6 protein-coding genes are annotated in these 11190 nt (G+C 67.8%); 4 read left to right on the top strand and 2 right to left on the bottom strand.

Features of this window, described 5'->3' with window-relative positions:
• Positions 1 to 8 precede the first annotated feature (8 nt).
• Positions 9 to 1193, bottom strand: coding sequence for a cysteine desulfurase family protein (locus tag E3T34_RS11445; RefSeq protein ID WP_104103217.1), 1185 nt, complete (start codon positions 1191 to 1193; stop codon positions 9 to 11).
• A 95-nt stretch (positions 1194 to 1288) separates the two neighbouring features.
• Here E3T34_RS11445 and glgX point away from each other — a divergent pair, with 95 nt between their 5' ends.
• Positions 1289 to 3331 (top strand): glycogen debranching protein GlgX, encoded by a 2043-nt coding sequence (glgX, locus tag E3T34_RS11440; protein WP_104103214.1) that lies wholly within the window; start codon positions 1289 to 1291, stop codon positions 3329 to 3331.
• A 61-nt stretch (positions 3332 to 3392) separates the two neighbouring features.
• Positions 3393 to 3887: a Cys-tRNA(Pro) deacylase gene (ybaK, locus tag E3T34_RS11435; RefSeq protein ID WP_198412283.1), complete on the top strand. Its 495-nt coding sequence runs from the start codon at positions 3393 to 3395 to the stop codon at positions 3885 to 3887.
• Positions 3888 to 3945: 58 nt separating this feature from the next.
• Here the strand turns inward: ybaK and glgP are convergent, their stop codons facing one another.
• The gene (gene glgP / locus E3T34_RS11430) at positions 3946 to 6519 is read right to left on the bottom strand and encodes an alpha-glucan family phosphorylase (RefSeq protein ID WP_134343046.1); all 2574 of its coding nucleotides are present in this window, start codon (positions 6517 to 6519) and stop codon (positions 3946 to 3948) included.
• A gap of 80 nt (positions 6520 to 6599) precedes the next feature.
• Between glgP and E3T34_RS11425 the strand changes: the two genes are divergently transcribed.
• The gene (locus tag E3T34_RS11425) at positions 6600 to 8675 is read left to right on the top strand and encodes a maltotransferase domain-containing protein (RefSeq protein WP_174843138.1); all 2076 of its coding nucleotides are present in this window, start codon (positions 6600 to 6602) and stop codon (positions 8673 to 8675) included.
• Positions 8672 to 11017, top strand: a complete 2346-nt coding sequence (glgB, locus tag E3T34_RS11420; protein ID WP_134343045.1) for a 1,4-alpha-glucan branching protein GlgB — start codon at positions 8672 to 8674, stop codon at positions 11015 to 11017. The genes E3T34_RS11425 and glgB overlap by 4 nt, the downstream gene beginning before the upstream one ends.
• Positions 11018 to 11190 lie beyond the last annotated feature (173 nt).

Below are 11190 nucleotides of genomic sequence, written 5' to 3'. Positions count from 1 at the left end.
GGCGCGGCTCAGCGGCCCGGCATCCGGTCGGCCAGGCCGGCCCGGGCCGCCCGGACGTGGGCGGCCGGGAGAGCGGCGAGCAGAGCGTCGACGTCGGCCTCGGTGTTGGTGCGGCCGAGGGTGATCCGCAGGGCGCCGCGCGCCTCCACTTCGCTGCGGCCCATGGCGCGCAGCACGTGGGAGGGCTCGGCCACGCCCGCCTGGCAGGCAGACCCCGTGGACACCGAGATGCCCGCCACGTCGAGCAGGAACAGGAGCGAGTCACCCTCGCAGCCCGGGAAGCTGAAATGCGCGGTGCCCGGCAGATGGTTTTGCGGGTCCGGGTCGCCGTTCACCACAACGGAGGGTACGGCCGAAGAGACGCCGACGACGAGTCGCTCGCGCAGCGCGGAGATCCGCGCGTTCTCCGCTGGAAGGTCGTGCAGGGCGTTTGCCGCGACCGCGAATGCCACGGCCGCCGCGACGTCCTGGGTGCCGCTGCGTACCTGACGCTGCTGCCCGCCGCCGTGCAGCAGCGGCTCGACCGTGGCCCGGCGCGAGAGGGCGAGCGCCCCGATCCCCACCGGGCCGCCGATCTTGTGTGCCGAGACGCTGAGCGCGGCCACGCCGGCCTGGCTGAGGGCGTGGAAATCGATCGGAACGTGGCCGTACGCCGCCACCGCGTCGACGTGCACCGGGATGCCGTGCGCCGCGGCGAGCGCGGCCACCTCGGCGACCGGCTGCAGGGTTCCGACCTCGTTGTTGGCGCTGAGACAGGTGATCAGGGCGATGTCGTCGGGGTTCGCGGCGATGGATTGGGCAACCGCTGCCAGGTCGATCCGGCCGACGGCGTCCAGCGGCAGCCACTCGACTACGGCTCCCTCGTGCCGATCGAGCCACTCGACCGTGTCCATGGTGGCGTGGTGCTCGCCTCCGGGAACGAGGATGCGGGTGCGCGGCTGCCTGGCCCAGAACAGCCCCTTGATGCCGAGGTTGATCGCCTCGGTGCCGCCGCCGGTGAAGACTACCTCGATCGGGTCGCAGCCGAGGCTGGCAGCGACCTGCTCGCGGGCCTCCTCGAGCATCCGTTTTGCGTTCTGACCCTGGCTGTGAACGGATGCGGGATTGCCCACCACCCCCATCGCCCGAACGTAGGCGTCAATGGCTTCGGGCAGCATGGGGGTGGTTGCCGCATGGTCCAGATAGATCGCCATCTCGCTCCTTTCGCGCTCGCTCGAGTTTCGCCAGGTCCCACCGGCGGGTCTCCTGGTGGTAAATCACGGCTTCTGTACTCATTACTCTAGAACGCATGACCCCGCCTGATCCCCTGCGCAGCCTCGGCGTGCGAGTCACGACCCACGGCGGCGAACTCCGCGTGTGGTCGGAGACCGCCGACGCCATCGACCTGTGCATCTTCGACGCCACCGACCCCCACTGGATCATCAAGACCGTGCCCATGGTCAAGGATGAGCACGGCGTCTGGTCCGGACACTCCCGAACCCTCTCCCCCGGACGCCGCTACGGCATCCGCGTCTCTGGTCCCACCGCCCCCCGCAACTCCTTCCACCCCGAGAAGACACTGATCGAACCCTATTCCCGGGGACTCGTGCGGGTCGGCCCCGACCAGTGGCAGTCTTCCGTAGTCGACGGCGATTTCGACTGGGCCGGTTCGGTCAAACCGAGGATCGCCCTGGACCACACCGTGGTCTACGAGGCCCACGTTCGCGGCCTCACCAACCTCAGCCCCTCGGTGCCGGCGAACCTCCGCGGCACCTATGCGGGCCTTGCCCACGAGTCGACCATCGGCTACCTGAAGAACCTCGGCGTGACCAGCGTCGAACTGTTGCCGGTGCAGGCGTTCGTGTCCGAGCAGCGCCTGATAAAGCAGGGTCTGAGCAATTATTGGGGTTACAACACCTTCAACTTCTTTTCACCGCACGCCGACTACGCCACCCAGAAGTCCCAGGCCGCCGGTCCCGAAGCGGTGCTCCGGGAATTCAAGGGCATGGTCAAGCTCCTACACGAGGCCGGCCTCGAGGTCATCCTCGACGTGGTCTACAACCACACCGCCGAGGAGGGCCCGAACGGCCCCGTCAGCAGCCTCCGCGGCATCGACAACGCCGCCTACTACCGGCAGAACAGCGCCGGCGGATACATCGACGTCACGGGTTGCGGCAACACCCTGAACGTCTCCCACGACGTTCCCCGCCGACTCGTGCTCGACTCGCTGCGCTACTGGGCGAACGAGGTGCAGATCGACGGTTTCCGCTTCGACCTGTCCGCCACGCTCGCCCGGGACGAGAACGTCGACTTCCAGGCGGACAGCCCGCTGCTCGCCTCGATCACGGCCGACCCGGAACTCTCGACGGTCAAGCTGATCGCCGAGCCCTGGGACATCGGGATGGGCGGCTGGCAGACCGGCAATTTCCCGGACGGCTGGACCGAGTGGAACGACCGCTACCGCGACCGCATGCGGTCGTTCTGGCTGACCGACCTGGCGGCCGCCCGCGACGGGCACGCCGGGAGCGGGATCGGGCGCTTTGCGACCCGCCTCGCAGGTTCCGCGAACACCTTCTCCCGGGAGCGCGGCCCGCTCGCCTCGCTCAACTTCATCACGGCCCACGACGGTTTCACGATGGCCGATTTGACCTCGTACAACGTCAAGCACAACGTCGGCAACGGGGAGTCGAACCGCGACGGCACCGACTCCAACAACTCGTTCAATCACGGCGCGGAGGGTCCGACCCGGGACCGGGACATCCTGACCGCCCGGCGCAAGGCCATGCGCAACCTGCTCGCGACCCTGCTGCTGTCGGCCGGCGTGCCGATGATCACCGCGGGCGACGAATTCGGTCGCAGCCAGCGCGGCAACAACAACGCCTACTGCCACGACAGTGAGCTCACCTGGTTGAATTGGGACCTCGACGACTGGCAGGAGGACCTGCACCGGGTGACTCGGCGCCTGCTCCAGCTGCGCCGCGAGAACCCGGCGCTGCGCCCGGTACGGTTCGGACGCCCCGGTGAGACGACCCTCAGCGCCAGCGAAATGAACTGGTACAACGCGGAGGGCCGGTCCATGTCCGAGGACGACTGGCACTCGTCCGGTGAGCGCACTCTGCAGTACCTGGCGGCGAGCACCCCGGAGCACGAGGATTTCAACCGTATCCTGCTGATCGTGCAGGGCCGTGAGGAGGAGGTGACGGTGACGCTGCCCCTGCACACGGGCGTCACCTCGTACTCGCTGCTCTGGGATTCCAGCCACGACGACCTGAGCGACGCCGTCATCGAGCACGCCCCCGGCGACCGGTTCCTCGTACCGGCCGCCTCGATGCAGCTGCTCCGGGCGCACTGAGCGTGGGCAACCGGACCATGGGCAACCGGACCATGGGCAACCGGACCGGGGGCCGCTGACCGTGGCCAAACGGGTGGAGGGAAGCGCCGGTACTCCGGCGACGGTGGCGCTGGTGCGCGCCGGCATCCCGTTCACCCCGCACGCCTACGCGCACGAGGCGTCGTCGACGAGTTTCGGCCTGGAAGCGGCGGAGAAACTCGACGTCGCCGCCGGCCGGGTGTTCAAGACTCTGCTGACGGATGTCGACGGCCGGCTGGTCGTCGGCGTCGTGCCGGTCACCGGCCAGCTCGACCTCAAGGCTTTGGCCACCGCCGTGGGTGCAAAGAGGGCCGTGATGGCAGACCCGTCGCTCGCCGAGCGCAAGACCGGCTACGTGGTGGGCGGTATCAGCCCGATCGGCCAGAAGAGCCGGCTCACGACCGTGGTCGACGAGAGCGCCCTGACGTTCGACACCGTCTTCGTCTCCGGCGGGCGCCGCGGTTTCGACATCGAGCTGACGCCGGCCGATCTGGCCCGGGCCGCCTCCGCGGTCTTCGCGGCGATCGCGCGCCCGTAACCGCACGAAAAAACACCTCCGTCGGAACGAAGGTGCTTTTTCGTGAGGCCGGTCAGCGCTAGCCGGCGACGGCGATCAGACCCATCTCGGCGGGGCTCACCAGAAGCGCGTTGTGCGGCACGACCCGCACCGTGTAGCCGAATGCGCCACCACGGTCGAGTTCTATCGTGCCGGTGAAGAGCGTCGGCGTACTGGCATCCGTCGCACCGGTCCCCAACGGTTCCGTATTGAGCGGCAGGGTGTTGACGTCACTCAGGTCGTCATTGGTGAGGCTCTTGCCGTAGACGACCTCGACGGTGACGTCCTCGGGCGCAAGACCGTTCAACTGCACGTGTGCGCGGAGGTGCAGTTCGTCGCCGACCTGCGGCACCGGGGCGACGCCGCCGGATTCGACGTGGGTCACGGCGACGCCGGGCCAGGCCGAGACGATCCGCCCCTTCCAGGCGGCCAATTCCCGGGCGGCCCGGTAGTTGTTCTCGGACAGGCGGGCCGCGGCCGTGCCGGCAGGCCGGTACAGCTCCTGCACGTACTGGCGCACCATCCGACCGGCGTTGAGTTCCGGTGAGAGCTTCGCGAGCGTCTGCCGAATCGAGGAGACCCAGCGTTCGGGCACTCCGTCGGCGTTGCGGTCGTAGAACTTCGGTGCGACCTGGTGCTCGATCAGCTCGTACAGCGCGTCCGCCTCGAGCCGGTCACGTTCGGCCGCGTCACCGGCGGCGTCTGCGGTGGGGATCGCCCAACCGTTGTTGCCGTCGTAGTATTCCGGCCACCAGCCGTCGAGGATCGACAGGTTGAGGGCGCCGTTGAGGGCCGCCTTCATGCCGGACGTGCCGCACGCCTCGAGCGGGCGCAGCGGATTGTTGAGCCAGACATCCGTGCCTGGGTACATCAGCTGGGCCATACCGATGTTGTAGTCGGGCAGGAACGCGATCTTGGTGCGCAGCGCCGGGTCGGCCGCGAACTGCACGATCCTCTGGATCAGGCGCTTGCCCTCCTCGTCGGCCGGATGCGATTTGCCTGCGATTACGATTTGAATCGGGTGTTCGGAGTGCAGCAGCAGCGCGCGCAACCGCTCGGGGTCGTGCAGCATCAGGGTCAGACGTTTGTAGGTCGGCACGCGGCGGGCGAACCCGATCGTGAGAACGTTCGGGTCGAAGACCCGCCCGATCCAGGACGGCACGATGCCGCCCGGGTTCTGGCCCTCCCAGGCCGCGGCGATCCGTCGGCGGGCGTCCTCGACGAACTGCAGGCGCATCTGGCCGCGCACCTGCCACAGGTCCGTGTCGGACACGGCGGGCGACGCCCAATCGGCGTCGGACGTGTCGCTGGTGCCCAGACGGCTCTGCGCGAGCGCGAGAAGGGCCGGGTCGGTCCAGGTGGGGGCGTGCACACCGTTCGTGATCGAGGCGATCGGCACGTCGTCGGCGTCGAAACCTGGCCATAGACCCTTGAACATCACCCGGCTGACCTCGCCGTGCAGCTTCGAGACGCCGTTGGCGCGCTGCCCCAGTCGCAGGCCCATCAGGGCCATGTTGAAGACGTCCGGGTTGCCATCCTGGAAGTTCTCCGCGCCGAGGGCGAGGAGGTCGTCGACGGCGACGCCCGGAAGCAGGTCGGTCTCGAAGTAGCGCCGCACCAGGCTGCGCTCGAACCGGTCGATGCCGGCGGCGACCGGCGTGTGGGTCGTGAACACCGTTCCGGCCCGGGCCACCTGCAGCGCCTCCGAAAAACTGAGCCCCTCGCCGATCAGGCTGGAGATGCGCTCGAGGCCGAGAAAACCGGCGTGACCCTCGTTGGTGTGGAACACCTCAGGGTCGGCCTGGCCGTTGAGGCTGCTCCACTTCTTCACGGCGCGCGCGCCGCCGATGCCGAGCAGCAGCTCCTGCAGCAGACGGTGTTCGCCGCCGCCGCCGTACAGGCGGTCGGTGACCAGTCGCAGGTCGTCGGTGTTCTCGGGGATGTCGGTGTCGAGCATCAAGAGCCGGATGCGACCGACCATCGCCTGCCAGACCCGCGCGTGCAGGGTCCGGTCGTCGGGAAGTGCGAGGGAGACCTGCACGGGCGAGCCGTCGGCCCGGCGCAGCACCGACAGCGGCAGGCCGTCGGGGTCGAGCAGCGGGTAGCTCTCCAGCTGCCAGCCGTCGGGTGAGATGGCCTGGCTGAAGTACCCGGCACGGTAGAACAGGCCAACACCGACCAGCGGCACGCCAAGGTCCGAGGCGCTCTTCAGGTGATCGCCGGCGAGGATGCCGAGGCCGCCCGAGTACTGCGGCAACGCGGCGGCGATGCCGAACTCCGGGGAGAAATAGGCGATGGATGCCGGCTTGTCGCCCTCGAGCCCCTGGTACCAGCGGGGCTTCTCGAGGTACTCGCGCAGTTCGTCGCGGGTGGCGTTCGCCCACGCCACGTAGTCGTTGTCCTGAGCGAGGGCTTCGAGGCGGGCCGTGCCGACGGCCCCCAGCAACGCGACCGGGTCGGTACCGCTCTCACGCCACAATTTAGGGGCGATGTGCTCGAACAACTGGCGGGTCGGCTCATGCCAGGACCAGCGCAGGTTGCCGGCAAGCTCGTCGAGCGCGGCGAGCGACTCGGGCAGCACGGTTCGGACGGTAAATTTGCGGATCGCTTTCACATCCTCAGCCTAGGCGCGGGGCGTGTCCGGCGGGTGAATAGAGGCAGCATTACACCCCCAATCCGCGCTACGGTCAGTAGGTGGCTAAGACAGTAAAACGCACAGGCGCGGCTCCTGAAACCCTCGGCGCGGTTCAGGAAGTCCAGACGACAGACCCGGCAGAACCCCGGATCGGCCGTATCCCGATCCTCGATCTGTCCCCTCAGTTGAACGACGACCTCTGGCCCGCGAAGGCGTTCGTGGGCGAAGCGGTTCCGTTCGCCGCGACCGCGTTCAGGGAGGGACACGACCTCATCGGCGTCATGCTGCTGCTGACCGCTCCCGATGGAACCGAGTCGCAGCATCCGATGTCCCTGAACTCCCCCGGCACCGACCGCTGGGAGACGCTCGTCACCCTCGGAACCCAGGGCCGCTGGACCTACCGCGTGCGCGCCTACGCCGACGACTGGGCCACCTGGCGGCACAACGCCTCGCTGAAGATCCCCGCCGAGGTCGATGTGGAACTCATGTTCCTGATCGGCTCTGAGCTGCTCATCCGAGAGAGCGCCGTCAAGACCCGCCCTCTGAACGAGCGGCGCACGTTCACCGCGGCCGCGAAGTCCCTCGTCGACCCGGCCAAGTCCGTCGCCGCCCGCTTCGATGTGCTCAGCAGCCCGAAGCTGGCTGCCGCGGCCGCCGTGCGCCCGATGGCTAGCCTCGAATCGGTCTCGGAATCCCGGACCGTGCTGGTCGAACGCACCCGGGCCGGCGTCGGCTCCTGGTACGAGTTCTTCCCTCGGTCGGAGGGCGCCGTGAAGCGCGCCGAAGGCTCCTGGCAGAGCGGCACCTTCCGCACCGCGGCTAACCGGCTTCCGGCCGTCGCCGCGATGGGCTTCAACGTGCTCTACCTGCCGCCGATCCACCCGATCGGCCTGGCTTTCCGCAAGGGACCCAACAACACCCTCAACGCCGGACCGAACGACCCCGGCTCGCCCTGGGCGATCGGGTCGGCGGACGGCGGCCACGACGCCATCCACCCGGACCTCGGCACCGTCGCCGACTTCCAGTTCTTTCTTGCGGTCGCTCGCGAGAACGGCCTCGAGGTCGCGCTCGACCTGGCCCTGCAGGCGTCGCCCGACCACCCCTGGGTCACCGAGCACCCGGAGTGGTTCACCACGCTGCCCGACGGGTCCATCGCCTACGCCGAGAACCCGCCGAAGAAGTATCAGGACATCTACCCGGTCAACTTCGACAACGACCCTCTGGGTATCCGCGCCGAGGTGCTGCGGATCGTGCGGTACTGGATCGGAGTGGGCGTCAATATCTTCCGGGTCGACAACCCGCACACGAAGCCGCTCGATTTCTGGGAGTGGCTGATTTTCGAGATCAACGCCGAATTCCCCGATGTCTTCTTCCTCGCCGAGGCCTTCACCCGGCCGGCCCTGCTGCAGGGCCTGGGCAAGGTGGGGTTCCAGCAGTCGTACACCTACTTCACCTGGCGCAACACGAAGCAGGAACTTGCGGAATTCTTCGATGGCCTCGCCCACGAGACCGCCGACTTCCTGCGACCGAACCTGTTCGTGAACACTCCCGACATCCTCTCCGAGTATCTGCAGTTCGGCGGCCCGGCGGCGTTCAAGATCCGGGCGGCCCTCGCGGCCACCGCGGCGCCGACCTGGGGCGTGTACACGGGCTTCGACCTGTTTGAGTGCGTGGCCCGGCCCGGCGCCGAGGAGAACATCGACAACGAGAAGTACCAGTACCGGCCGCGTGACTTCGCGGGCGCCGAAGCGGCCGGCGCGTCCCTGGCGCCCTACCTCACCCTCCTCAACCGCATCCGCGCCGAGCACCCGGCCCTCGGGCAGCTGCGCAACCTCGATCTCCACGAGAGCGAAGACGAGGGGATCCTCGTCTACAGCAAATTCCTCGACGCGCCGTTCACAGGCAGCGGGCACTCGGACGCATTGATCATCGTCGCCAACGTCGACCCCCACTCCGTGCGCCAAACCGTCGTGCACCTCGACGTCGCCCGGTTCGGTCTGCCGTACGGCTCCGTGTTCGAGGTCGAGGACCTGATCACCGGTGCCATCTGGACCTGGTCGGCCGACAACTTCGTGCGCCTCAACGCATTCACCGAACCGGTGCACATCCTGCACGTGAAAGGACCAGCTCAATGAAGCACGCACAGGGAGGTCCGGCGGCCAAAAGGGCCGCAGACAAAAAGACCGCTGACAAGAAGACCCTGGACAAGGCGGGCGCCGCCCAGCCTCAGGGAACCGTCAAGGCGAGCGTGCCGAAGCCTGCCGGAGCGCTGCACTCCCCCGCGCCGTTCGAGCTGCCGGTCATCGCCGACCACGTCCTCCAGGCCGTCTCCACCGGCAGCTACTACAACCCGCACGAGGTCCTCGGCCAGCACCTGATCGAGCAGGCCGGTATCGCGGACCCGCTCACCGTCATCCGTGCCCTCCGCCCGCTCGCGACCGAGGTCTTCGCCGTGCTGCCCACGGGCGCGCATGTAGAGCTGGCTCACCTGGGCCACGGTATCTGGCAGGGCGTGAGCACTCTCGGCCTTCAGGACTACCTGCTGGAGGCCCGCTACAGCGACGCCCCCACCTGGATCGTCGATGACCCCTATCGCTACCTGCCCACCCTCGGCGAGCTCGACCTGCACCTTCTCGGCGAGGGTCGACACGAACGCCTGTGGGATGTTCTCGGCGCCCACTACCGGCCGAACGCGGGCCCGCTCGGCACCACGTCTGGCACATCCTTCGCCGTGTGGGCCCCGCATGCCCGGGCCGTCCGCGTGATCGGCGACTTCAACGCCTGGACCGGCACGCTGCACGCCATGCGCAACATGGGCAGCACCGGGGTCTGGGAGTTGTTCGTGCCCGGGCTGACCGCCGGCTCCAACTACAAGTTCGAGCTGATGACCCGCTCGGGCGACTGGGTGCGTAAGGCCGACCCGATGGCCCGCTACACCGAGATCCCGCCCAAGACGGCCTCCATCATCGGTGAGACCAGCTACGAGTGGGCGGATGCCCGCTGGCTCACCGACCGTTCGGCCACCGACCCCCACAACCGGGCCATGAGCATCTACGAGATGCACGTCGGGTCGTGGCGTCCGGGGCTGAGCTACCGCGACCTCGCCGACCAGCTGATCGACTATCTGAACGAACTGGCGTTCACGCACGTGGAGTTCATGCCGCTCACCGAGCATCCGTTCGGCGGCTCGTGGGGCTACCAGGTCACCGGCTACTACGCGCCGACGAGCCGGTTCGGCCACCCCGACGACCTGCGCTACCTGATCGACCGGCTGCACCAGGCCGGCATCGGCGTCTTGATGGACTGGGTGCCCGGGCACTTCCCGAAGGACGACTTTGCGCTGGCCCGCTTCGACGGCGAAGCGCTGTATGAGCATCCCGACCCTCGCCGCGGCGAGCAGATGGACTGGGGCACCTACGTCTTCGACTTCGGCCAGAAGCAGGTTCGCAACTTTCTGGTCGCGAACGCCCTCTACTGGCTCGAGGAGTTCCACATCGACGGGCTGCGGGTCGACGCCGTGGCCTCGATGCTCTACCTGGACTACTCCCGCGAAGACGGTCAGTGGGAGCCGAACATCCACGGCGGCAACGAGAACCTCGAGGCGATCAGCCTGTTGCAGGAGATCACGGCCACCGCCTACAAGCGCAATCCCGGAGCGGTCATGATCGCCGAGGAGTCCACTAACTGGGGTGGGGTCACGGCGCAGACCAGTGCCGGTGGTCTCGGGTTCGGTTTCAAATGGAACATGGGCTGGATGCACGACACGCTGGAGTACATGCAGGTCGACCCGATGTACCGGGCGCACCACCACAACCAGATCACGTTCTCATTCGTCTACGCGTTCAGCGAGAATTTCCTGTTGCCGATCAGCCACGACGAGGTCGTGCACGGCAAGGGCTCGCTGGTCGCGAAGATGCCCGGTGACTCCTGGCAGCAGCTCGCCAACGTGCGCGCCTACCTCGCCTTCATGTGGGCGCACCCCGGCAAGCAACTTCTGTTCATGGGCCAGGAATTCGGGCAGCGCTCTGAGTGGAGCGAAGAGCGCGGCCTGGACTGGTGGACCCTCGACCAGCCGGCTCACCGCGGCCTGTGCACGCTTGTCGGTCAACTGAACCGGGTGTACCGGTCGAACCCGAGCCTTTGGGCTAAGGACAACGACCCGAGCGGCTTCGAGCTGCTCGAGGGCGGCGCGGCCGCCCAGAACGTGGTCTCGTTCCTGCGCTGGGACACCGACGGCAACCCCATTGCCTGCCTGTTCAACTTCTCCGGGGCGCCGCACAACGGTTACCAGGTCGGCCTGCCGTTCGCCGGGGTGTGGGAAGAGATTCTGAACACGGATGCCGCGGACTTCGGCGGCTCCGGGGTCGGAAACCTGGGTGCCGTGACCGCGCTCGACGTGCCGTGGGCCGGACGCCCGGCATCCGCTGTGGTGACCCTGCCCCCGCTGGCCGGTCTCTGGCTGCGCCTGCAACGCTGACCCGCTTCGCCCCAGTTCGCGAGAGCGCGGAAATGGCCCCGTCAAAACGCCGACGGGGCCATTTTTTTGCCACTTCGGACGCGTGGGCCTGAGCGACTCCATTCCAAACGAATTCGACGGAGATTTTGCCGAAATCAGCGCTAGACACCACTAAAAAGCGGTTCTAGACCAAA

This window comes from Cryobacterium sp. TMT1-62 (assembly GCF_004403145.1).
Lineage (GTDB): Bacteria > Actinomycetota > Actinomycetes > Actinomycetales > Microbacteriaceae > Cryobacterium > Cryobacterium sandaracinum.
Note: the sequence above shows the minus strand (reverse complement) of the source record. Positions and strands in the feature narration are given on the sequence as shown.